At 64.4% G+C, this 23405-nt stretch carries 23 protein-coding genes, 1 pseudogene and 1 riboswitch; of the genes and pseudogenes, 4 read left to right on the top strand and 20 right to left on the bottom strand.

What is annotated here, in order from left to right:
* The first annotated feature begins 99 nt into the window (after positions 1–99).
* Positions 100–1554, top strand: coding sequence for a TrkH family potassium uptake protein (locus HPO_RS10410; protein WP_035598139.1), 1455 nt, complete (start codon positions 100–102; stop codon positions 1552–1554).
* Here the strand turns inward: HPO_RS10410 and HPO_RS10405 are convergent.
* The 8 genes from HPO_RS10405 to HPO_RS10370 all read right to left on the bottom strand — a co-directional run bounded on the left by HPO_RS10405 (position 1551) and on the right by HPO_RS10370 (position 8444).
* A complete protein-coding gene (locus HPO_RS10405) occupies positions 1551–2375 on the bottom strand; it encodes a sulfite exporter TauE/SafE family protein (protein ID WP_035598137.1) in 825 nt (274 codons plus the stop codon). The genes HPO_RS10410 and HPO_RS10405 overlap by 4 nt on opposite strands.
* Positions 2376–2452: 77 nt before the next feature.
* On the bottom strand, positions 2453–2689 hold the full coding sequence (locus tag HPO_RS10400) for a hypothetical protein (RefSeq protein ID WP_035598134.1): 237 nt from the start codon (positions 2687–2689) through the stop codon (positions 2453–2455).
* 73 nt (positions 2690–2762) lie between these two features.
* On the bottom strand, positions 2763–3887 hold the full coding sequence (locus HPO_RS10395; protein ID WP_157532772.1) for a hypothetical protein: 1125 nt from the start codon (positions 3885–3887) through the stop codon (positions 2763–2765).
* A 108-nt stretch (positions 3888–3995) separates the two neighbouring features.
* Positions 3996–4412: a DUF1489 family protein gene (locus HPO_RS10390; protein ID WP_035598128.1), complete on the bottom strand. Its 417-nt coding sequence runs from the start codon at positions 4410–4412 to the stop codon at positions 3996–3998.
* A 49-nt stretch (positions 4413–4461) separates the two neighbouring features.
* Positions 4462–5169: a hypothetical protein gene (locus HPO_RS10385; RefSeq protein WP_035598125.1), complete on the bottom strand. Its 708-nt coding sequence runs from the start codon at positions 5167–5169 to the stop codon at positions 4462–4464.
* 165 nt (positions 5170–5334) lie between these two features.
* Positions 5335–6606 carry an amidohydrolase family protein gene (locus HPO_RS10380; protein ID WP_051612514.1) on the bottom strand — a complete coding sequence of 424 codons (1272 nt, stop codon included), beginning with the start codon at positions 6604–6606 and terminating at the stop codon, positions 5335–5337.
* On the bottom strand, positions 6603–8006 hold the full coding sequence (locus HPO_RS10375; protein ID WP_051612513.1) for an amidohydrolase: 1404 nt from the start codon (positions 8004–8006) through the stop codon (positions 6603–6605). Before HPO_RS10375 ends, HPO_RS10380 begins: the two co-directional genes overlap by 4 nt.
* 96 nt (positions 8007–8102) lie before the next feature.
* Entirely contained in the window at positions 8103–8444 is a 342-nt protein-coding gene (locus HPO_RS10370; protein WP_241767901.1) for a hypothetical protein, read from the bottom strand.
* 137 nt (positions 8445–8581) lie between these two features.
* On the opposite strand from HPO_RS10370, the gene HPO_RS10365 reads away from it, so the two are divergent.
* Positions 8582–9955, top strand: a complete 1374-nt coding sequence (locus HPO_RS10365) for an acyltransferase family protein (protein ID WP_035598123.1) — start codon at positions 8582–8584, stop codon at positions 9953–9955.
* A 12-nt stretch (positions 9956–9967) separates the two neighbouring features.
* On the opposite strand, the gene gcvPB is transcribed toward HPO_RS10365, so the two are convergent.
* The 12 genes from gcvPB to HPO_RS10305 all read right to left on the bottom strand — a co-directional run bounded on the left by gcvPB (position 9968) and on the right by HPO_RS10305 (position 22049).
* Positions 9968–11539 carry an aminomethyl-transferring glycine dehydrogenase subunit GcvPB gene (gcvPB, locus tag HPO_RS10360; protein WP_199285917.1) on the bottom strand — a complete coding sequence of 524 codons (1572 nt, stop codon included), beginning with the start codon at positions 11537–11539 and terminating at the stop codon, positions 9968–9970.
* Complete coding sequence (gene gcvPA, locus HPO_RS10355; RefSeq protein WP_035598121.1) at positions 11539–12882, bottom strand: aminomethyl-transferring glycine dehydrogenase subunit GcvPA; 1344 nt, start codon at positions 12880–12882, stop codon at positions 11539–11541. Before gcvPA ends, gcvPB begins: the two co-directional genes overlap by 1 nt.
* Before the next feature lie 3 nt (positions 12883–12885).
* Complete coding sequence (gene gcvH, locus HPO_RS10350; RefSeq protein WP_035598119.1) at positions 12886–13257, bottom strand: glycine cleavage system protein GcvH; 372 nt, start codon at positions 13255–13257, stop codon at positions 12886–12888.
* A gap of 18 nt (positions 13258–13275) precedes the next feature.
* Positions 13276–14430: a glycine cleavage system aminomethyltransferase GcvT gene (gcvT, locus tag HPO_RS10345; protein WP_035598116.1), complete on the bottom strand. Its 1155-nt coding sequence runs from the start codon at positions 14428–14430 to the stop codon at positions 13276–13278.
* A gap of 170 nt (positions 14431–14600) precedes the next feature.
* Positions 14601–14692: riboswitch (glycine riboswitch) on the bottom strand.
* Positions 14693–14743: 51 nt separating this feature from the next.
* A complete protein-coding gene (locus HPO_RS10340; RefSeq protein ID WP_035598113.1) occupies positions 14744–15520 on the bottom strand; it encodes an isocitrate lyase/PEP mutase family protein in 777 nt (258 codons plus the stop codon).
* Between the two features lie 123 nt (positions 15521–15643).
* Positions 15644–16009, bottom strand: coding sequence for a DUF6768 family protein (locus tag HPO_RS10335; protein WP_035598112.1), 366 nt, complete (start codon positions 16007–16009; stop codon positions 15644–15646).
* Positions 16006–16557 (bottom strand): RNA polymerase sigma factor, encoded by a 552-nt coding sequence (locus tag HPO_RS10330; protein ID WP_035598110.1) that lies wholly within the window; start codon positions 16555–16557, stop codon positions 16006–16008. The genes HPO_RS10335 and HPO_RS10330 overlap by 4 nt, the downstream gene beginning before the upstream one ends.
* 50 nt (positions 16558–16607) lie before the next feature.
* Entirely contained in the window at positions 16608–17675 is a 1068-nt protein-coding gene (locus HPO_RS10325) for an endonuclease/exonuclease/phosphatase family protein (protein WP_035598108.1), read from the bottom strand.
* Between the two features lie 91 nt (positions 17676–17766).
* The gene (locus HPO_RS10320) at positions 17767–18903 is read right to left on the bottom strand and encodes a YcjF family protein (RefSeq protein WP_035598105.1); all 1137 of its coding nucleotides are present in this window, start codon (positions 18901–18903) and stop codon (positions 17767–17769) included.
* Positions 18904–19143: 240 nt separating this feature from the next.
* A complete protein-coding gene (locus HPO_RS10315) occupies positions 19144–19479 on the bottom strand; it encodes a hypothetical protein (protein ID WP_035598103.1) in 336 nt (111 codons plus the stop codon).
* A 209-nt stretch (positions 19480–19688) separates the two neighbouring features.
* Positions 19689–21458, bottom strand: a complete 1770-nt coding sequence (gene argS / locus HPO_RS10310; protein WP_035598100.1) for an arginine--tRNA ligase — start codon at positions 21456–21458, stop codon at positions 19689–19691.
* A gap of 3 nt (positions 21459–21461) precedes the next feature.
* The gene (locus HPO_RS10305) at positions 21462–22049 is read right to left on the bottom strand and encodes a hypothetical protein (RefSeq protein ID WP_035598097.1); all 588 of its coding nucleotides are present in this window, start codon (positions 22047–22049) and stop codon (positions 21462–21464) included.
* A gap of 114 nt (positions 22050–22163) precedes the next feature.
* On the opposite strand from HPO_RS10305, the gene ispH reads away from it, so the two are divergent.
* Together ispH and HPO_RS10295 are read left to right on the top strand one after the other, a co-directional pair.
* Positions 22164–23111, top strand: coding sequence for a 4-hydroxy-3-methylbut-2-enyl diphosphate reductase (gene ispH / locus HPO_RS10300; protein ID WP_035598094.1), 948 nt, complete (start codon positions 22164–22166; stop codon positions 23109–23111).
* A 108-nt stretch (positions 23112–23219) separates the two neighbouring features.
* Positions 23220–23384: pseudogene (locus tag HPO_RS10295) on the top strand (transposase); the annotation flags it as partial.
* Positions 23385–23405 lie beyond the last annotated feature (21 nt).

Here is a 23405-nt window from a genome sequence, read left to right as displayed (position 1 = left end):
GGAGGGCGCCGCTAGGTCAACTGGCGGGCCCAGCCCGCAGCGGGCGGCCCGTCCCATATTGACACCTTTTCAGGGAATAAGGCGTAAGGTGCCCGCCGAATGCAGCTGCGCCCGGTCCTCCTTGCTCTCGGCATCATGACCGTCCTCCTTGCCGGGGCGATGGTCCCGTGCGCGCTGCTCGATCTCGCAGACCGGAATGACGACGCGCATGTCTTCTGGTTTTCGTCCTTTGCGTCGGGTCTGGTGGGCGCTCTGCTCTGGGTGCTGGCACGGGGCGGGGATACGCGCATCGGCCAGCGGGAAACCTTCCTGCTGACGGTGGCGGTCTGGGTGCTGGTGCCCGCGGTTGCCGCGGTGCCGTTTGTGGTGTCCGGTATTTCTTTCACCGACGCCATCTTCGAGGCTGTCTCGGGCCTCACCACCACAGGCGCGACGGCGCTGTCGGGTCTGGATGACATGCCGCGTGGCCTGCTGCTCTGGCGCGGGATCCTGCAATGGATCGGCGGTATCGGCATCGTCGTCACCGCCGTCGCCATCCTGCCCCAGCTGCGGGTCGGCGGCATGCAGCTTTTCCAGATCGAGAGCTCTGACATTACCGGCAAATTCCTGCCAAGGATCACCGACATCGCGGCCTATATGGGCCTCACCTATCTGATCATTTCCTGCGCTTGCGCCTTTTCCTACAGCCTCGCCGGCATGAACTGGTTCGATGCCATCGTACATGCCATGTCGACGGTCTCAGCCGGCGGCTTCGCCAATTATGACGCCTCCTTCGGCCACGAGACCCTGCGCCCGGCGATGGGGCCGGCCATCTTCTTCATGGCGCTCGCCGGATTGCCCTTTTCTCTGCTGACGATGCTGGTCCTGCAGGGCCGGATCAAGCCGATGCTGCGCGATCCCCAGCCCCGGCTCTATTTCGCATTGCTGCTGACCTTCAGCGCCATCATCGTCGTCTGGCACGAGGCGGTGGTGGAGCCTCCGGTCTTCGATCACATCTTTCACGGGATCACTGAAACCACCTTCAACATTGTCTCGGTGATGACCGGCACAGGCTATGCCTCCACCGCCTACGACACCTGGGGGCAGCCCGCAGTGATCGTATTCCTGCTGGCCACGTTCATGGGCGGCTGCGCGGGGTCTGCTTCCTGCGGCATGAAGATGTTCCGGCTGGAGATTACCGCCAAGGCGCTCGTTGCCTGGTCGCAGCGTATGGTGCAGCCCCACCGGCGCACGCCGGTGCGCTATGCCGGCAAGCCGGTGGATGAAGAGACGCTGCAATCGGTGATGGTGTTCATGTTTCTCTACCTCACCACCTTCATGGTGGCGGCCGCGCTCCTGTCCTTCACGGGGCTGGACGCGCTGAGCGCCATTTCGGCCTCTGCCACGATGGTCTCGAATGTGGGGCCGGGGCTCGGGCCGATTGTCGGGCCCTCGTCCAACTTTGCCGGCGTCACAGATTTCGCCAAATGGGTCTGCTCGGCGGCCATGCTGCTCGGCCGGCTGGAATTTGTGGCGGTGTTTGTGGTGCTGACCGGCCGCTTCTGGCGCGGCTAGAGGCCGGCGGCCTGCCACAGCATCCTGGCGGAGACGACCGCCAGCAGAATACCGAACAGGCGCCGCAGCCGGTCTGCATTGAGCTTGTGGGCGAGGGCCGCGCCCACCGGCGCCATCAGCACGGTAAACACCGAGATCAGCGCAAAGGCAGGCAGGTTGACGAAGCCTGCCGAAAACGGCGGCAGCCCGTCCCGTCCCCAGCCGACAATGATCGCGGCGATGGCGCCGGGCAGGCCGATGGCGACACCCCAGCCGGCAGCGGTGGCTACGGCACGGTGCATCGGCATGGCGCACAGCGTCATCAGGGTTACGCCCAGCGTGCCCCCGCCAATGCCCATGATGGATGAGAGCGCACCGTTGACCGAGCCGATGACGGCCCGGGCGATGCCCTTTGGCATCTCGGGCGCCAGCTTCCAGCTCGGCCGGCCGAAATAGAACTGCGCGGCAAAGAGGATCAGGATCGTGCCGAAGATGCCCAGCATCACCTGTTTGGAGAAATACCCTGCCAGCAGCATGCCGATCACCGCGCCCAGCACGATCCAGGGAGACCAGCTGCGGATGATATACCAGTCAACCGCGCCGCGCTTGTTATGGGCGGCCACGCTGCGCAGCGAGGTGAGGATGATGGTGGCGAGCGATGTGGAAACGGCCACATGCATGGCTGTCTCCTCATAACCCATATTGGAGAGGAGGAAGAACAGCGTGGGCACAATCACCACGCCGCCACCAATGCCGAAGAGGCCCGCGACGAGGCCGGCAAATAGGCCCGCCGCCGCCAGGGCAAGCAGCATGGTCCCGTAGGTGCTGAGAAAATCCATCATCTTCCAGCCCTTAGCCGGGGCCGCCCCGGCTGTCGATTGAGCTTATCTCGCCGGCCGCTGAAGCGGCGCGGGCAGCGTCAATGATGGTGGTGATGGTGGGCTTCGGTATTGAGGCGGCCGCACTTGCCGCACTGGATCACAACGCCGTGGACATCGCGATGGGCGACATTGATCATCAGCTTGGTCTTGCAGGCGCCGCAGCGATGGGTCTCGTCGCCGCCGCCTTCGCGCACCGGCTTGCCGGCGGTATGCTCCAGGATCTCGGCGCCTTCTGCCTGTTGCGGGGTAAGGAGGATCATGTCGAACTGGGGCATGGCAGGGCCTTTCTGAAGCCGGAAGAGGATTTCCCGCCTTTCCTCTTCACCAGCCCGGCGGCTTTTTCAATCCTCAGCCGCCAATCAGCAGAAGCGTGTCGCGCTTGCCGGTATCGCTGAGCCCGGCCTGCAGGGCGTAGAGATGGCCGATCAGATCGAGGGTCGATTTGGCGGATTTGCAGGTGTCGTCAATATAGAACCAGACACCGCGATAGGGTACGGCGACGGACGCGGTCGCAGGCATTTCGCGGCTCCAGGAAACTCCAAAATAATCTCCAATCACATGCGTCCAAACTCCAACGGGCGTGCAAGGCGTGGGCGCGCGCGCAGGCCCGTTCAGCGGAATGACCAGATCGCTGTGCTCTGGCGGAATGTCCACCGCATGGGAGAGGGTCGCCATCATGCCCAGAACGCTGCGGCCCCGAAGCGGAGAGTCCCCCTTGCGGGTGGAGCGGGTGGCGAGTTCAGCAGAGTAGAGGCCGTCCTCCACGGTGAATTCCGCGGCGGCGCTGTGGTCCTTGAAGAGCCGGGCGAGGGCTTCGCCATCTTCAGAGCCCGTGTGCCAGGTGACGACGACACGGGCAGCCTTGTCCTCGTCATCATTCATCACCTGCACCAGCAGATCGCCGGACAGCTGAAGCCGCCGCATGAGGCGGGCGAGTTCCCGGAATGCGGAGTTGTCGGGCAGGATTTCCGGCGTCGGCCCGGCCGCCGAGCGGGCATTGTCCACGTCCCCGATGCGCGCGACGCAGCAGAGCATCAGCCGCTCCACGCTCCAGCCTGACTGGCTGAGCAGGAAGATGGACTCCGGTGATACCGGCTGCAGCAACTGCTGCGCATAGGCCCCGCCTCTGAGCACATTATAGACCGCTGTGGGGGTCTGCGAGCGCTGCATCCCGAAGTCGCCGGCGAGCACCTCATTGAAGGGCCCGTCATCGAGGCCCAGGGCCGTGGCAATCCCGCCGGACCGGCCGGAGAAATCTTCGGTGGTCAGCGTCTGCACTTCAACGAAGCTGACCGGATCATTGTAGCGCAGCTTGACGATGTTGAGCAGCAGCTGGCGCTGCTGGGCGGTGGCGATCTCGTTGGAATAGGCGAGCATATCCTGCGAAACCGGCGCGGTGGTGCGCGGCGTCGCGCAGGCCCCCAGCATCGGCGCAAGGGCGGCGGCGAGCGCCAGAGCAGTCCAGAATTTCATGGCGAACGTCCCCTTCTTCCACATCAGAATATGCGCAGAAGAACAGCAAAACGGGTCAGCGCCGGACATTTTCGGACAAATCCGGACAGTTCCGGGACAGGCAGAAGCCTACCAGACACCTGCATTCTTGAGGGCCGCGTCGAGATCGGCGGGCAGGTCCACCGCCTCGGCGCCAGACTTCAGATCACGCGGGGCCTCTTCCGGTTTCAGATAACGCCAGCCCTGGAAGGGCCGCTTGGGCTGGGCATAGGTGCGCACGAGTTCAGGATCGAAGACAAGTTCGCACATGTCCTTGCCTTCCTCATCCTTGATCGTGCGAATATCGATGATGCGCTGGCGCACGCGGATGGCGCGCTTGATCACCCAATAGATCGATCCGCCCTTCAGCATCTCTTCGGCGCGCTTGGGATACATGCGGGTGTGGTGAACCGGGGCGGGCAGCTTCTTCAGCAGCCTTGCCTGCCAATCGGCCAGGTCGTCGACGTCATCGGCACCGACACAGAGTTTCACCATGTGAATCGTCATGTGCCCTATCGTAGGGCGCGGCGGGACGAGCGCAATGTGGTGTGTGCTGTCAGAGCCCGGCGCCGGTGGTCGCCAGATAGGTCTGCTCGGCTTCCGGGCTGGCGAAGAAGAACTGCACGTCGGTGACGTTGGCTTCATAGCGGCGGGTGATGCGCTTGAAGGCGGCGCGCGCTTCCAGGTCGATGCTGAAACCGGAAACATAGGAGAAACCCCAGCGCGGCTCGGTGCTGAGGATGTAGGATTGGTTGTATCTTGTCAGCTTGCCGCCCGACGGGCCGTTGACGGCCTTGGGCAGCGTATAGTCGATCTGCAGGAAACGCTCGCCGACCGGATCGAGCAGGGCGATGGCCTGCAGCCGCTCGGCGGCCCAGCGGTCAAACTCGTTGTCATTATAGTTGGGGTGGTGGCGAAAGCCGACGCGCCAGGCATGGCCGGTGGTCTCCACCTGTACGGTCTGGCCGAGACACGCCCGCAGATCGTCCGGAAAGAGGCGCCCATCGGGGGCTGGCTCGCTCGCCCAATTGGCGGCGACCGCATCGAGCTCCTGATCCTGCCCCTGGCGGGAGACGAGCTGCCAGCGCTCTGCCTTCGGCAGGCGGGGGTCAAAGGTATAGACATGCCGGGCAGCCTGCGAGCGCAGCTCCACCGTAAACGCCGCGCGGAAGGTTTCCGGCGCTTCGGTGGCGGCCAGGGCGGCGTGCATCGGGCCTGTGCCCGTTGTCATCGTCAGAGACGCAAGGATTACCTGCAGGATCATCCGTCCACCCGTCGCATTCGGCGCCAACTCATCCCGGCTGATTGCGGCAACATCACGGCAGGAAAACCCTGCCGCGCGATTGCGTCAATGATCAGCGTCCGGAAGCGCCAACCTTGCCCGCCGAACATTTACGGGAGTTGAACAGAAGGCAACAATGCCCGAGTTTTAATGTTTGTAGGCCAGCGGGCGATCCGTGTGGTCGAGGCTGAGATACCGGTCACGCAGCTTAGTCTGGCGGGATTCCATCGGTTCGCTGACGCCGTCGATAAACACAGCCGTTGGCGCCGAGGTGATCTCCAGCGGGTCGCCGTCCCAGGCCACCACATCGGCGCGGGCGCCGGGGGTGAGGACGCCGAGGCCGCTCATGCCGAAGATTTCCGCCGGCACCGTGGTCAGCGCTTTCATCGCGGTGTCGAAGGGCAGGCCATTGGCCACGGCGTTGCCCGCGATCTGCGTAGCAAGGCGCGCCTGATGGCTGCTGTCATCCAGGTTCACGATGGCGACCGGAACCCCGGCCTTGGCCAGACGCCCGGCGTTCTCACTGGTGGCGGCAAGCTGGGAAAAGCTCGCCGGCAGGTTCGAGAAGGCATCCACGATCACCGGGATCTTCATTGCGGCCAGCCGGTCTGCCACCCGCCAGCCTTCATCGGCGCCGACAATGGCGATCTTCAGCATCGGATTTTCCTGCTTGAAGTCCATGATGGCTTCCAGGTCGCTCGTCCGGCGGGCCTCGATCAGGATCAGCTGATCGCCTTTCACCGCCGGCATGAAAGCCTGCGCGTCCATGCGTGTCAGCACGTTGCCATCATTATGCGTCATGTAGCGCGCAGTGAAGAAGCGCACATCGTCAAACGCGCCGCGCAGCGCCGCCCAGGCCGCAGGCCGCGAGCCGCCCGAGAGCGAGGCGCCACGCTCGCCCAGCACGATGAAGGCAAAGGCGCGGTCCTTGAAGACCGAGCCGGGCAGGCCGCTGGTATCAGCCAGGAAGCCCTGACCGGCGAAGAGTTTGGCGCGCGCATCCGGCGCCACGGCAATGCGCGTGAAGCCTTCAAGCCGGGTGACGGCGATCGGGGTGGCGTCGGGGTTGAACCCATCGGCGGCGTTCAGCGCGGCAGAGAAGGGCGAGCCGCCCGCGCCGGTGTCATTGGCAGACTTCTCGCCGGGCACTTCGGCTATGCCGGTGCGCGAGAAAGCGGAGATGAGGCCGGGGGTGACCCATTCTGCCTTCACCTGCGGCATGCCGGCAGGGGCCGCTCCGGTGCCGACCGAGACGATCCTGCCATTATCGATCACGACGACGCCATTGGTGAGCGTGCCCTGCGCGGTGCCCGTCCACACCTTTTCGCCGAGGATGGCGACAGGCTCAGCGGCAGCCGCGGGGGCCGCGGAGAAGGCGGCAAGGCCAACGGCGAGGGAGGAGATCAGGGAACGGATCATTTCTTGTCTCCTTCGCCGGGCTGGCCAAGTTCAAAGTCCATCACCGGCTGAATGGCCGGGTCGTTACGGTCATACATCAGGGCGCCGTCGATATAGACCTGCTCGGCCTGGGCGTAGACGCTGAAGGGGTTGGCCGACCAGACAACCACGTCGGCCATCTTGCCGGGCTCGAGACTGCCGGTCTTGTCTTCGATGCCCAGGGATTTGGCCGGGTTGAGCGAGAGCCATTGCCAGGCCACCTCGATGGGAATGTCGATCCCGGCCCGTTTGCCATCCGACCAGGCCTTGGCGGCTTCCTGGTTGAGGCGCTGGATGCCGATATCGCTGTCGGAATGCACGATGGCGCAGGCGCCCGCATTGTGGACCATCGGGATGTTCTCGCGGATGCCGTCATAGGCTTCCATCTTGAAGCCCCACCAGTCTGCCCACATCGATGAGCAGGTGCCGTATTCGGCCAGCTTGTCGGCGATCTTGTAGGCTTCGACGGCATGGTGGAAGGAGGCGACCTTGTAGCCAAACTCCTTGGAGAGATCGAGGATCACGGCCATTTCGTCGGCGCGGTAGCAGTGCATGTGGACGAGAATGTCGCCATTCAGGGCGCCGGCCAGGGTTTCCAGTTCCAGATTACGGGCAGGCTGTTCGCCTTCCCCGTCCAGGAACTTGTCCCATTTCTTCTTGTAGTCGGTGGCCTCGATCCAGGCAGTGCGGTAGCCGGCGACATTGCCCATGCGCGAATAGGGTGCGCCGCCAGGGAACGCGCCGCGGCCATAGCCATAGACGCGCTTGGGGTTTTCGCCGCAGGCCATCTTCAGCGTGTGCGGGGCGCCGGGGAACTTCATCTCCTGAACGCTCCGTGCAGGAACGTTTTTCAGCACCACGCCGCGCCCGCCGAAGAGGTTTGCGCTGCCCGGCAGGATCTGCAGGGACGTGATGCCCCCGGCCAGCGCGCGGGTGAAGCCGGGATCCTGCGGCCAGACCGAATGTTCCACCCAGACTTCCGCCGTGACCGGGCCGGAAACCTCATTGCCATCGCCATGCGCGTCCACGCCCGGAGAGGGGTAGGCGCCCAGATGGCTGTGATTGTCGATGATGCCGGGGGTGACCCATTTGCCTGCCGCGTTGACCGTAACGGCGCCTTCGGGCGCGGTCAGGTCTGTGCCGACGGCCATGATCTTGCCGCCCTCGATCAGAACGCTGCCGCCCTCGATCAGCCCGCCCTTGCCATCCAGCACAGTGGCATTGGTGATCAGTGTGGGGGCCGAAGGGTAGGCGGCGTAGGTGGACGGGAAGGGATCGAAGACGCGCGGAACGTCATCCTTCTTTTTCCCATCGCCCGAGCCTCCGCAGGCGCCAAGGGCCAAGCATACGCCCAGGCCCGCGCTCAAAAGCAGCTTCTTCATTATTGCCCCGTAAGTCAGCTAATCCTTGCCCGGTATCAGGGCAAAGTTTGCTGCAGCTTGCAAGGGGCTGAGGGCAGGTTTGACCCCCGGAGGGATTTATTTGGAGATGATCCGTTTTTCGCGGCCGAAAACGCTGCGCATCAGCCAGCCCGGCGCGAATCGCTCGACCTGCGGATGACGGGTCATGACGCTTTCCATCCAGCGGCGGCCCCAGACCGCATTGCGGCCGAGCAGCACGGCGCCGACGATTGCCATCGGCAGACCGATCGGGAGGAAGGGGGTCGCGATGCCCACCGGGATGGCCAGCACGATCATGCCGAGCCCCGTCACCGCCAGTGTCTGGCGAGCAACGACATTCACGCCGTTACGCAGGACGTGAATAGGTTTGGGCGGCGCGTAGACCGGTTCGTTCATCAGGGTGGTGTTTTCGTGCGACATGGCGATCAATATGGGTTTGCTGTTGATACTTACCAGAGTAACGCGCGAGATGTGTCGAAACTCTGGCAAGGGCGTGACCCCATTGCTACACTTTCAAAAAAATCCACATAACGAACCGGAAGTTGGCACCGCCAGACATGAAGCTTTACTCCATCCAGCTTCTTCGCGGCATCGCGGCCCTGCTTGTAGTGTTCTACCACGCGGTTGGTTTACAGCTCCTCACGATCGGCCCGGAAAAAGCGGACAATGCCATGCTGGGCGGCGTTTTCGCCAGCGGCTTTGCGGGCGTGGACCTGTTCTTCGTGATCTCCGGCTTCATCATGGTGTGGGTTACGCGGCGCGGTGAGCCGGGTCTGCCGGGGGTGGGGGAGTTCCTTTTCGCGCGCATCACGCGGATCTATCCGCTCTGGTGGGCCGCGGCGGCGCTGGCGGCGACATACTATATTTTCCTTCATGTTCCGGAAGCGGACGACCCTGCCTGGCGCGCCGCTGTTCAGAATGGTGAGGGGATAGGCTTCCTGGTGAAGTCTTTTCTTCTGATCCCCCAGCCGGACCTGCCGGTGCTCAGCCTTGGCTGGACGCTGATGCACGAGATGTACTTCTACGCGGTCTTTGCCTGCCTGCTGCTGGTTCCGCGCGCGGTTATCCCGCTCGCACTTCTTGGCTGGGGCGGTTTGGTGGTGGCCGCTTCCCTGCTGGGGCTGTCAGAGCCGGTGGCGATCAATTTCCTCACCCTCGCCATTCACCCGCTGACGATGGAATTCATCTTCGGCGCAATGATCGGGCTGATGGTGAGCTCGGGCTTTGTTGCCCGCTCAGGTATCCTAACGCTTGTGGCGGCCCTTTGGTTCACCGCGAGCCTCTGCCTGCAGGGAGAGTTTACGCCCTATACCCACCAATGGGGCCGGGTGCTGGCCTTCGGCATTCCCGGCGCGCTGCTGGTTTATGGTTTTGCCGCGCTGGAACAGCATGGGCGGCTGGTGTGGCTGGTGCCGGTGGCCGGCGCGGTGATCGTGTGTGCAGCGGTTTACCAGATGCAGGGCGTTTCCCCGGCTGCAGACCTTGCCCTGCGCCAGAGTGCCACCCTGGTCGCCGTACCTGCCGGGGCGGTGGCGGCGGGACTGGTGCTCGGCCTTGGCTGGCTGGGCGGGCGGTATACGCCGGGGCTGCTCTACGCCCTCGGCCGCCCGCTGGAGATGCTCTATGCCGCCGGCCGGCATATCGGCGACTGGTCCTATTCCATCTATCTGGGGCACATCTTTGCCATCGGCGGCCTCGTATTCCTGCAGCGCTGGCTGGCGACGGCGGGCGATTGGGCTGCGCCCTTCGTGCTGGGCGCGCCGGGCGTGCTGGATGATCTACTCTATATCGCGGGCGCCTTTGCCGGCGCGCTGCTGGCCGGCTGGTTCGGCTACATGCTGGTGGAGCGCCCGGCGCTCTCCCTGTTCCGGATGGTGAGACGGCGGCTGTTTCCCTACAGCCGCCGTGCCCGTGAAGATCAATTGCCCTAAGTCAGGCGCGGCTTATTCGGCCGCCACCTTGCTGGCGTCCGGCGCAGCCCATTTCAGCACCGGCTTGCGGGCCGCACGCGTCTCGTCGAGGCGTTTGGCGGGGGCAAGGTAAGGCGCGCCTTTCAGCGTGTCGTCACCCTGCGCGGCGCGGCGGGCGATGGATTCCAGCGCGTCGCAGAACCGGTCGAGCTCAGCCTTGGACTCTGTCTCCGTCGGCTCGATCAGCATCGCGCCATGAACCACCAGCGGGAAATACATCGTCATCGGATGATAGCCCTCATCGATCAGCGCCTTGGCGATGTCGATGGTCTCGATACCGTCTGCGGTGAAGGTGTCGGAGAAGAGGGCCTCATGCATGCAATAGCCGTCAAAGGCCGGGCTCATCACATGTTTCAGGCGCGCCTGGATGTAGTTGGCGTTGAGCACAGCATCTTCCGCCGCCTGTTTCAGCCCATCTGCGCCATGGCTCAGCATATAGGCGAGCGCCCGCACGAACATGCCCATCTGGCCATGGAAAGCCACCATGCGCCCAAAGCTTTCGGAGGCTTCGCCCTCGGTCTGCTCGACGAGGCGGTAGATGCCGTCTTCATCCTTCGTCACGAAGGGCACAGGCGCGTAGGGTGCCAGCGCCTCGGACAGCACGGTCGGGCCAGAGCCCGGCCCGCCGCCGCCATGGGGCGTGGAGAAGGTCTTGTGCAGGTTGATGTGCATCGCATCGACGCCAAGGTCGCCGGGGCGCACACGCCCAACGATGGCGTTGAAGTTTGCCCCGTCGCAATAGAAATAGCCGCCGGCCTTGTGGATCAGATCGGCAATCTCGCGGATGTCGGTTTCAAACAGGCCGCAAGTGTTCGGGTTGGTCAGCATGATGCCGGCGACATCATCGGACTTTTCCAGCTTCGACTTGAGGTCTGCCATATCGACCCGGCCACGCTTGTTGGCCTTGATCTCGTCCACGATGAAACCGCATTGGGCCGCCGTCGCCGGGTTTGTTCCGTGGGCGGACTCAGGTACCAGCATGCGCTTGCGCACCTCGCCTTCGCCGCGCGCGATCAGCGCCTGGCGGATGGCCAGCAGGCCGCACAGCTCGCCATGCGCGCCGGCTTTCGGGCTCATGGCCACGGCGGGCATGTTGGTCAGCGTCTTCAGCCAGGTGGAAAGCTCGTCGATCAGTTCCAGCGCGCCCTGAACGGTCGCCTGTGGCTGCAGCGGGTGAATGTCGCCAAAGCCGGGCAGGCGGGCCATCTTCTCGTTAAGGCGCGGATTGTGCTTCATCGTGCAGCTGCCCAGCGGGAAGAGGCCAAGATCGATGGCATAATTCTTCTGGGAGAGGCGCATGTAGTGGCGCACGGCCTGGGGCTCGGAAAGGCCCGGCAGGCCGGTATCCACCTTGCGGGCAACCCCGCCGAGACGGGATTTCAGGCCCTTGGGTTTGGGCAGGTCGACGCCGGTGGTTTCGGGCGTGCCGATCTCGAAGAGAAGATCCTCACGCTGAAGAAGCCCGCGCGAACCCGAAACGGTCTCGATGGCGGTGGCGGAGACAGAAGTGGGCGCCGTGGGGCGGCCCGTGGAGTTCATGGACATCAGATGATCTCCTTCAGAGCGTCGGCATAGGCGGCGATATCGTCCGCTGTCGTGCATTCAGTGGCGGCGACGAGGATAACGTCACCCAGATGGTCGCCGGGGAAGAGGCGGGAGGCGCGCACGCCGCCCACGATGCCGGCTTCGTCCAGCATGGCGAGCACGGCTTCGGCATCCATCGGTGTGCGGATGGCAAACTCGTTGAAGAAGCGCGGGGTGAGCACCTCGACGCCCTTCACCGAAGAGAGCGCGTCGGCCAGTTCGATGGCTGCTTCATGGTTCAGCTCTGCCAGTTGCTTCAGGCCCTTGCCGCCAAGCAGCGTCATGTGAGACGTGAAGGCCAGCGCGCAGAGACCGGAGTTTGTGCAGATGTTCGAGGTCGCCTTGTCGCGGCGGATATGCTGCTCGCGCGTGGAGAGGGTCAGCACGAAGCCGCGATTTCCGTCCGCATCCACCGTTTCGCCGCAGAGGCGGCCCGGCATCTGGCGCACCAGCTTGTCGCGCACCGAGAAGAGGCCGACATAGGGCCCGCCAAAGTTCAGGCCATTGCCGATCGACTGGCCTTCGCCAGCCGCAATGTCGGCCCCCATTTCGCCGGGCGGGGTGACGAGGCCGAGGCTGACCGCTTCGGTGAACACCGAGACGAGCAGCGCGCCCTTGCCATGGGCGGCGTCCGCCACAGAAGAGAGATCCGTCACCGTGCCGAACACGTTCGGGCTCTGGCCGATGACGCAGGCGGTTTCTCCGTCCACGGCCTTTGCCAGCTCGCCTTCGCCATCAATGGCCACGGGCAGCTGCACCACCTCCAGTCCCTGCGCTTCGCAGAGAAGGCGGGTGGCGGCAGCGTAATGCGGGTGCAGGCCGCCCGACAGGATCACCTTCTTGCGGCGGGTGACGCGGGCGGCCATCACGGCGGCTTCGGCGCAGGCGGTCGAGCCATCATACATCGAGGCGTTGGCCACATCCATGGCGGTCAGCGCGGCCACCTGGGTCTGGAACTCGAACAAGGTTTGCAGCGTGCCCTGCGCGATTTCCGGCTGGTAGGGCGTGTAGGTCGTCAGGAATTCCGAACGCTGGATGATCATGTCCACCGAAGCAGGCACATGATGCTTGTAGGCGCCCGCGCCGACGAAGAATGGTCCGGAAGAGGCCGACCGGTTCTTCGCGGCGAGCTTGGTCAGGTGCCGCTCGACGGCGAGTTCGCCCTGATGGTCAGGCAAGCCGGCAACCTTGCCCTTCAGGCGGGCGGCTTCGGGAACATCCGTGTAAAAATCATCGACAGACTTTGCGCCGATGGTGGCCAGCATGCTGGCGCGGTCCTCAGGCGTGAGCGGCAGGTAGCGCATGTATCAGAGACCTTCGCAATAGGCGGTGTAGGCAGCTTCATCCATCAGCCCGTCAAGCTCGCCGGCGTCGGCAATCTTGATGCGGACGAACCATGCATCGCCCTCGGCGGCTTCGTTGACCTTTTCCGGCGCGTCAGCAAGCCCGGTATTGGCCTCAACCACGGAGCCGGAAATCGGCGCGTAGACATCGGACGCGGCCTTGACGCTCTCAACTACGGCAAAGCCGTCGCCTTTGGCAATCTTGGCGCCGCTCTCAGGAAGCTCGACATAGACAACATCGCCCAGCTGGCCGGCGGCATAGGCGGTGATGCCCACGGTGCCGGTGTCGCCCTCGACGCGGATCCATTCATGGTCCTTGGTGTAATAGGTGGTCATGTGCGTGCCCCTTCTGGTCTAGCGTTTGTAATTTTGCGGAACGAATGGAAGGGCGGCCACTTCGGCGGGGCGTGCCTTTCCGCGAACGATGAGATCGATCTTTGTGCCGGGCGCGGCATGCGCGGCGGCGATATAGCCCATGGCGACGGGGCCATCGACGCTGGGGCCGAAGCCGCCGGAGGTAATGGTGCCAACGGTCTCGCCACCCACCTGAATTTCAGTGCCTTCCCGCGCCGGGGCGCGCTCCAGCGGGCGGATGCCAACGCGCTTGCGGGCGGGGCCTTCCTTCAGCTCACGGAGAATGAGCGCGGCGCCGGGGAAATCCCCCGCCTCGCGGCGGCGCTTCTGGATCACCCAGGCAAGGTCTGCCTCGATGGGGGAAATGTCCGGGGATAGGTCGTGGCCATAGAGGCAGAGCCCGGATTCCAGGCGCAGTGAGTCGCGCGCGCCCAGGCCGATAGGTTTTACCCGCTCGTCCGTATACATCTCTTCAATCAGCGGCAGGCCGGCCTCTGCCGGGATCAGAACTTCAAAGCCGTCCTCACCGGTATAGCCGCAGCGCGAGACGATGCAGCGCTGGCCGTTCATTTCAAACGGCATGTGGTGCATGAATTTCAGCTCTTCGCAGCCGGGGAAGAAATCGGCCATCACATCCACCGCCTTCGGGCCCTGCAGCGCGAAGAGGATGCGGTCGTCAGCGCGCGTCAGCACGGCCTTGCCGGCCAGCGCCTTCTCGAAGATGCCCCAGTCCTGCTCCTTCATCGCGCCATTGACGACGATGTAAAGCGTGCCTTGGGCCTCGTCGCCGATCGGGCGGGTGATGATCAGGTCGTCCAGGATGCCGCCGTCTTCATTCAGCAGAACAGTCAGGCGTGCCTGGCCGGGTTTGAGGCTCGCTATGTCGGACGGCACCAGTGTTTCGATCAGCGCGGCAATCTCGGCATGGGCCGCGTCACCTCCGCCAATGCCCGCTTCCAGCGTCAGGAAGCAGGGGCCCATATGCGACACATCGAACAGGCCGGCCTCGCTGCGCGTCCACAGATGCTCGGCCATCACCCCTTCAAACTGGACGGGCATTTCATAGCCGGCAAACGGCACCAGCTTGCCGCCCATCTTGACGTGGGAAGCGTAAAGCGGCGTGCGCTTCAGGTTTTCTGTTGAGGCCTCGGCCATGGCGCCCTTCCATAGAGTGACGGACACAGCGCGGCAGCGCTGCCTGATCCGTCGCCCCCGCTGTCCGGGCGCCTGAGAGATTCCGCTTTCCCGACCTGCTCATCCTGAGCGAAGTCGAAGGCCAGCTTGCTCCTTCGGCGAGGCGTGTTGCAGCCTCTTTCCAGCGTGTTGACCCTCTTCCGGCCCTTTTGCCTGAGCGTTTCCGGGGCGGTTGCGCCTTCGGCGGCGGCTACCGAATGCCGCTCTCTCCCGGAAGAGGATGATGTGAGGGTCAGCTAGCCCGGATTCTCGGGCGCGGCAAGGGCTGGGCGTGTCAGCCGGCCTCGCCTGCGCGCTTTGCATAGGAAGCGAGCGTTGCCATCGCCGCCCGCCACGGGAACGGGCCATAGCTGATGCGGCGCACGCCCGCCTCGGCCAGCGCCCGGAAGGAAACTGCCTCCGGCCCGGCCATCACATTCACCGGCAGGGGAGAGCCCGCGCACACCTGGCGGATGAGCGACATGTCCCGCAGGCCCGGCACGAAGAAGCTGCTGGCGCCCGCCTCCGCATAGGCCTTCCCACGCGCGATCACGCTGGCGATCAACGCGTCATGCGCTTCGGGTTTGGCGTTGAGGCAGATATCGGTGCGCGCATTGATCCAGAAGCCGGGCAGCTTTGCCTCTGCCGCCTGGCGCGCGGCGCGGAGGCGGGCGGCGGCCTCCTCCAGCGGGCGCACGCCTTCGCCATCCCCGGCCGGGTAGCCATCCTCCAGATTGATGCCCACCGCGCCGGCATCGATGACGCGGCCAATATTCTCGCTGAGCCCTGCCTCGCCCGCCGCATAGCCAGCTTCAAAGTCCAGTGAGACGGGCAGGTCCACCGCGCCGGTAATCCGCGCGGCGTTCTCCAGCACGGCGTCCAGCGGCACCGTCTCCCCATCGCCAAAGCCGAGCGCCCCGCCCACCGAGGCACTGCCCGTAGCCAGCGCGGCGGCGCCGGCGGCGGCCACCGTGCGGGCAGAGCCGGCATCCCAGATGTTCACCAGCACCAGCGGCGCGTCCCCGCTATGCAGCTGGCGGAACAGAGCAAGCTTTTCAGTCTGTGTGGGCATGGGGTGGCTCCTTATGTGGCGCGTGGCAAAGCAACGGCTTGCCAGCGCCTGCGTTCCGCAGCGACCCGTTTCTTGCGGGTTTGAGTGTCAGCAGAAGGCGGCGACCCGGCAATTGAGATTTGCTCAGGCCGCGCGGTGCATCAGGCGCAGCTCGAGGCGTTTGAGTTCACGCAAGGTGGCCAGATGGTTCATCCGCAGCCAGAACCAGGTCTTGATCATGCCGGTCGCCACCATGGCGAAGACAAAGCCCGCCAGCCACAGGCCAACCTGCTGAACGCTGGCTGCCCGGCTGATTTCCACCGCGCACCAGATCATGCCCAGGAAGAATACAAAGCCCAGCATGAAGGCAAAGCCGGTCCAGAATTTCATCGGGCCGGTAAAGGTTGCGCCCAACTGGCCGAACAGGCTTTCGCCTTCCTCCAGGTTTTTCAGGAACGCCTCGTCCTCGGCGCTGAGGCTTTCTTTCAGGCGTGTTTCAAAGCTCGTCATGTCAGGTCTCCTTCAAGAAGCACTTTCAGGTGTTGGCGCGCATGAAAGATGCGCGATTTGGCCGTGCCGACCGGAACGCCGGTGGCGGCGGCTGTTTCGGCAAGGGTGAGACCCTCGCTGAAATAGAGAATGGCGGCGATGCGATGCTCGGGGCTGAGCTGGCCCAGCGCCTCCAGGATCGCATGGCGCAGCGGCGCGGCCGCAGCGATGGCAGGCTCGGCAGCCTCCGCCTCCAGGGCCGGGGCGAAATACTGCCGCTCGCCGCTTCGCCGCCGGATACGGTCCGCGCATTTGCGGGTGAGAATGCTGTATGCCCAGCCCGGAAACATTGCCGGATCAGACAGGCGCAGCCAGCCCCGGCAGATACCGCCCCACGCTTCCTGCGCCGCCTCGCGCGCTTCTTCCCTGTCGCCCAGCATCCGCCTAGCCGCGCGCAGCAGCCGGGGATGCCAGCGCGCCGCCAGGCGTTCGCCCGCCCGCACGTCGCCCGCGCGCACCAGCGTAACGAGCAATTCGTCATAGATCCGGTCTGTGTCGCTCAGTGCCATGCCGCGCCCTTGTCTTTCATAGGGGTAGTCGCGCGGGGCCGCCGAAAGGTTCAATCCATCGGAGGGCTGCTGTCTTCAGGCACGGGCCCATCGGTTCGCCGCAGCAGGGCCACCACGGGCTGGTGATCGGTAAACCGGAAACCAAGATCAATGCCGCGCACCTCATCCACCGCCACATTGGGGGAGGCGACAAAGCCGTCAATGATCGTCGTATAGTTCACGCCCGCCGTGTAGGGCTGCTCATTGGTGCGCGTGGTGGGCACGGCCGGATCGATCAGGATCTGCCAGCCCCGGCGCAGGGTCTCCTGCGGAAAATCATGCACCCAGAAAAGGGCTTCCTCCGCGCTCTGATAGGCAAAGTCTGTCTGCGCCAGGCGCATGTTCCAGTCCCCGCCAATCACCACCGCCGCGCCCCGCTGGTAATAGGATTGCGCCAGATCCAGCACCTCGCGCAGCTGCCGCATCCGTGTATTGGCGCCCTCATCAAAGGCGGACAGATGCACATTGATGATCACCCAGGGCTGCCCGCTGACCTCCAGTTCGGTGACCTGCAGATGATAGCGCCGCTGGATGAAGCCCATGATCGGTTCAGGCTCCTCGGAAAGGCGCACCAGCTCTGTCTCCTCCGCCGCCACCTTCAGGAATGTGCCAAGGCCATGGCGCATCGAAAGCGGGCCGGGGAAAAGCCGTGTACGGATGTCTGAGGAAAACACCATGCCATAGCCGGGCAGGGCCGCCTTCACGCCCCCCAGCACATCGACAGTGTGATTGAGAAAGCCCGGCGCGGCGAGTTCCTGCATCAGGAGGATGTCCGGCGCCTCTTCCTGCAGCACAGTCTGAATGCCGGCCAGGTTTTTCTCCACCGCCTTGCGGCCTGGCGGGCGCAGCATCTCTCCGCCATCCATCTGGAAATCGGATTCCTCGCCTAGCCCCGAATAGCCGATGTTCCAGATCATCAGCTTCATTGGCGCCTGCGCAGCGGGCAGGGCAGAGGGCGCTGCCTCGCGCCGCTCCGGAATGCCCTCATCGGTCAGCGTCACGAAGATCGCTGCGCCCGCATAGAGCGCCGCCAGCATCACCAGCAGGGAAACGTAGACGAGTATCCTGCGCAGCCACATGTGCCCACCCGGTCAGCCATCATCCACCCGCGCCTATCTAGAACGGGGCAGGGCGCCTGTGTCCAGCCGCGCAGCTGACGCAGCGTTCACTTTATGCGCCGCCGGCCATTCTGCCGCCGCCAAACCAGCTGCGGATCAGTTCCCAGGTGCTGCGCGAGCCGGCCATCACGCGCTCTGTGGCGCGGGAAGCGTGGGTGGTGAGGCCGCCAACCCGTTTCAGAAGATCGGTAATCACCGAGCCCGATTCGGCCTTCACCTCCTGCAGCGCGCCTTCGGAAATCGCCGCAGCCTGCACCGCCGTCCAGCCCTTGAAACTGCGGCAGCGGCGCTTGGCGAGATAGCCGAGCTTCAGCGTCATCATCGCATTGATGCCGCCATCCATCACCGGCCCGGCGATCAGCCCGCCCATCCGGCCGAGCAGGCTGCCGACAACCTCGCCGGTAAGGTCGGTCACATCCTCCAGCGCGCGGGCGGCCACCACGATGGCGGCCACATCGCGCAGGATGCGCAGGCTGCCCATCAGGTGCGGCCGGCCGAAATAGATGCGCGAAACGCGCGCCACCAGATTGGCATTGCGCCACAGCACGATGAAGGCATCGACCGTGCCATTCATGGAAATGGCGGTGGCCACGCCAACGCCAACCGCTTCGGCATGGATGATCTGGTTCACGCGGCGGTCGAGCGGGACGAGCAGCGCCTCGATATGCGCCCGCTCAAATGTCTGGAGTTCCAGAGACAGGGCGAGAGCCTCTTCCGGCTTGGCGCGGCCAGCGCGCGCGGCGAGGGCTTTCCCCTTGGCGATGGCGTCTTCGATGGCGGCGCGCTCGGCCTGCACTTCGGGATTGGCCGCCAGCATCTTCAGATAGCGGACGTCATAGCCGAGGCGCGCCGCAATCGCCTTCGGGTCCGGCGCCTTGGGATCAATCAAAATGTCCGGCGGCCGGGCCGCCACCGGCATGGAAAGAAACGCCGCAACGGGCCGCGCCACCAGCCAGGCCAGCGCCGCGGTCAGCGCCACAATGTAAACAAACCCCGCCACCGGATGGAGATCATCAAACAGCCTGTAGAAGAGGTACGCCTGCCCAATCACCATCAGAAACGCGATCACCACGGCCACGGACGCAGCCACCTTCAAAACCCGCCACCCCTGCGCCCATTGCGCGGCAAGCTCCCATTGCTGGGCGGGCTTTTCCACGGGCGGCTGGGCCGGAACGGGCGCGTTGGCCATGAGCAGTGTCCTCCAGAATGCGAGGGGGCATTAAGGCCCCAAGGTCGCATCGCGCCAATACACACTGCTCAGCGAGCGCTCTGCAGCTCCCCCCTCCGCCCCTGCGGGGCACCTCCCCCGCAAGCAGGGGAGGATTTTACCGCGCCATCTCAGCCGCAACGCTTTTTCCTCCCCCGTTAACGGGGGAGGTGGACGCGAAGCGGACGGAGGGGGAGCGGCGCAGACGCCTGCTATTCGCCTCTACTCAACCACCACTTCATCAAGCGTGAGGCCGTTGGCGCGAATGGCCTCTACGACCTCTTCCGAAAGGATGAAGTCCCACTGCACCCCGGCAGTGGCGAGCCGGAAGATCGGTGAGGCCCCAATCCGGTCTCCGACCAGATGCATCTCATTCACTTCAAGCCAGATTCCTGACTCATGATACCGACCAATCGTGGATTGCTGGCTCATCGCATCATAGACTTCGGTCACGATGGCGAGGAGATGGGTGGGCTCTCCTTCCACCAGAACGTCACTCTGAATGTTGACCCATGGTTTGATGAGCGGAAGCAGCGCTTCGGCGGCCGGAAAGTTCATAAGCAAGCCATTCGTTCCGCAGGGAAGATCAGGCAGTATGCTCCTTACCTTTCCTTCGCCCCGCACACGCTTAAATCGAAACGGGTATTGTTGGCCTCTGCTGGCAATCGAGACGTAGGCTTCAGGTTGTAAGGCTGGAACGTGAAATACGCCGTAATGGTCAAGAACTGCAGGCCTCGCGTGCCAGTATCGCGGCCTCGGCATGACCCCTACATCCGCTCCGGCACATCAATCCCAAGCAGCCCCAGCCCAGTCTCAAGCTGGTGCCGCACCGCATCCGCTAGCGCGAGCCGGCTAGCGCGTTTCTCGCTGTCTGTTTCCGAGGCAATCGGCAGCGCCGCATAAAAGCTGCTGAACGCCTGAGCGAGGCTGTAAAGGTGCTCACACAGAATATGCGGCATACGCTTTTCACGCGCGCCGAGCAGCGCGGCGCCGAAGCCGTCGAGCTGCAGGACCAGGGCGCGTTCTGCGTCCTCGGAAACCATCACCTCGCCCGCCGAATGGCCGTTTTCGGCGGCCTTGCGCAGCACCGATTTCACCCGCACGGCGGCATACATCAGGTAAGGCCCGGTCTTGCCTTCGAAGCTGGTGAAGCGGTCGAGGTCGAACACATAGTTCGTGGTCCGCGTGTTCATCAGGTCCGAGAAGCGCAGGGCCGCCACGGCCACCTTCTTCGCCACGCCGAAGCGTTCTTCGGCGCCCATATCGGCGGGCAGGTTGGCGGCAGAGAGTTTCTTCTCCGCTTCCTCCATCGCCATCGCCTGCAGGTCAGCAAGCCGCAGCACACCGCCTTCGCGCGTCTTGAAGGGCTTGCCGTCCGGCCCGTTCACGGTGCCGAAGCCGATATGCTCCAGCCTGTCCTCGGCGATGAGGCCCAGCTTGTCTGCCGCGCGGAACACCTGCTCGAAGTGCAGCGCCTGGCGCTGGTCCACCACATAGAGCATCCGCTCGGGCGTGGGCTTCAGCGTGTCCATCCGGTCAAGGATCGTGGCAAGGTCGGTCGTGTGATAGCCCGTGCCGCCGCGGCTGTTGACCAGCATTACGGGGGGCATCTCTTTCTTGTCGCTCTCGCGCGCCACGGGCACAATCCACGCCCCATCGCTCAGCTCGGCAAGGCCGGCTGCCTTGAAGCGCTCGACCAGGCCTGGGATGAGGCCATCCACATCGCTCTCGCCCTTCCAGAGGTCGAACGACACGTTCAGGAAGCCATAGTCCTTCTTCAGCGCTTCCACCGACACATCGATGAAATGGCGCAGCAGCGCGCGATAGCCAGCGCGGCCCGCTTGCATCTCGGCAACGGCCTTCTGGCTGCGCTCATTGCGCGCCTCATCCGCCTTCGCCTTGTTGCTCGCCTGCGGATAAAGCCGGCCGAGATCGTCAATCGTCACCGGCGGCTCGGCCGGGTAGGGGCCGGTATAGCTCGCATCGAAATAAATCAGATCCGGCTGCTCATCCTGCAGCTCGGTGACGAGATGCCCCATCTGCAGGCCCCAATCGCCAAGGTGCACGTCAGAGGTCACCTCATCGCCCAGGAAGCGGAGCAGCCGCTGCAGCGTATCGCCGATCACGGCAGAGCGCAGATGGCCCACATGCATCGGCTTGGCCACATTCGCCCCGCCAAAGTCGATCACGGTCACTTGGGCGTCAGCAGCTTTCTCCGCCCCCGCCATCGCGTCCCCGCGCACGCCTTCTGCCCGCGCAGACAGCGCCGCATCCGATACCCGCAGGTTGATAAACCCCGGCCCCGCCACTTCGGCAGACAGCACGCTGGGATGTTCTTTCAGCTTCGCGGCAATCTCCCCGGCAATCTCGCGCGGGTTACGGCCCGCCGCCTTCGCCGCCGCCATCGCGCCGTTGCACTGGAAGTCTGCCAGCTCCGGCTTGTCGCTGCGGCGCACCTCGCCGAAACGCGCCTCCAATCCCATGGCGTCGAAGGCGGCGCCAGCGGCTGCCGATAATTCCTTTGCGAGGCTGGCCATGGCTTACTCCGCCAGCTTCGCGCCCGCATCGAGGCGGAAACGCTTGCCGGCGCGGTTGAATTCCAGCTGCTCGGGCGTCAGGTCAAAGCCCACCACCACCTCGAAGTTCACCCCCGAGATTGAGCCATCGGCGCGCGGGATGGAGATGCGGTTCACCAGTTCAGACTTGCCCGTCACCGGTTTGCCGCGGAACTCGGCCTCACTGGCGAAGGTCTCCTTGGCCAGAACCTTGCCATTGCGGCGTGTCACGGCCACGAAATACGGGTAGGTGTGGCTGTCGGCGCCTGCCTTCGGGCCCTTGCCATAGGCAAAGTCGATCTCGATCTCGGCGGCCAGCGGAATGTCGTCGGTATAGCGGCAATAGATGCGCACATCGGTGATCTCGCCGGTAAAGGCGATGTCGGAGTAAAGCTCGCCCGAACCATCGGCAAATTTCACATACCGGGCCGCGTCATAGACAGAGCCGACAACCGGGCAGGGGCCGGCGTTGGGCGTATTGTCGAGGCTCTGCGCCAGGCGGCTGCTGCGGCAGCCGGTCACCGCCGTGGCGGCCAGGAACGTAGCGGCGAGGATCAGGGCAGTTCTGCGCATGCGTCGGCGTGTCCATCTTGGCCTTGGGCAAAGGCCTGTCCATGTGATAACCCGCCCCGTGTTAAAGGCCTTGCGGCGCCCACGCAACGCATTCGGCGCAGGAGACGTGCCCAGATGACGACGAAACCGCCCCTCACCCTGCGCCTGGCCGCCCCGCGCGGCTTCTGCGCCGGCGTGGACCGTGCCATCCAGATCGTCGAGGAAGCCCTGAAAAAGTGGGGCGCCCCGGTCTATGTGCGCCACGAAATCGTGCACAACCGGCATGTGGTGGAGCGGCTGGAGGCCCTGGGCGCCATTTTCGTGGAGGAGCTGGAAGAATGCCCGGATGACCGCCCGGTCATCTTCTCCGCCCATGGCGTGCCCAAATCCGTCCCCGCCGAGGCGCGCCAGCGCAACATGATCTATGTGGACGCAACCTGCCCGCTGGTCTCCAAGGTGCATGTCGAGGCCGCCCGCCATCATGACCAGGCCCGCGAGATCCTCCTCATCGGCCATGCCGGCCACCCCGAAGTCATCGGCACGATGGGCCAGCTTCCCGAGGGCGCCGTCACCCTGATCGAAACGGTGGAAGACGCACGCGCCTACCAGCCCAAAAACCCCGCCAACCTCGCCTTCCTCACCCAGACGACGCTCAGCGTGGACGACACCGCCGAAATCGTCGGCGCCCTGCAGGCCCGCTTCCCCGGCATCGCTGTGCCCCACAAGGAAGACATCTGCTACGCCACCACAAACCGTCAGGACGCGGTCAAAGTCCTCGCGCCGGGCGCAGGCCTCGTTCTGGTGATCGGTGCCCGGACGAGTTCAAACTCCGTCCGCCTCGTCGAAGTCGCCCTCCGCGCCGGCGCGGCAAGAGCAGAGCTCATCGCCTCAGCCGAAAACATAGACTGGTCCTGGTTCGAAGGCGTTTCAGTGCTCGGCTTAACCGCCGGCGCCAGCGCCCCGGAAGACCTGGTGCAAGGCGTCATCGACGCCTGCCGCGAACGCTTCGACGTGACCGTGGAGACGATCAAGACGGCAGACGAAACGGTGACGTTCAAACTGCCGCGGGTTTTGGCGGGGTAACCCCGTAGGGTGCATTAAGCGGAGCGCAATGCACCAAACACCCCCTCCAAAATGGTGCATTGCGCTCCGCTTAATGCACCCTACAATAGCAGGCATGGGGGAGCAGCCATGCCGGACTATCGCCGTCTCTACGTGCCGGGTGGAACGTATTTCTTCACCGTCAATCTCGCCAACCGAAAGTCCACTCTTCTCACGGACGAAATCGGAAAACTCCGGACGGCCTATCAGGCTGTAAGCAAAACATGGCCGTTCGAGACGGTCGCGATCTGCGTCGGTAATCCTCCCAGAAATTAA

Origin of the sequence: Hyphomonas polymorpha PS728 (genome assembly GCF_000685315.1) — a bacterium.
GTDB classification, from domain to species: Bacteria; Pseudomonadota; Alphaproteobacteria; order Caulobacterales; family Hyphomonadaceae; genus Hyphomonas; species Hyphomonas polymorpha.
The sequence above is the reverse complement of the archived record's forward strand: the minus strand, read 5'-3'. Positions and strand labels throughout refer to the sequence as shown.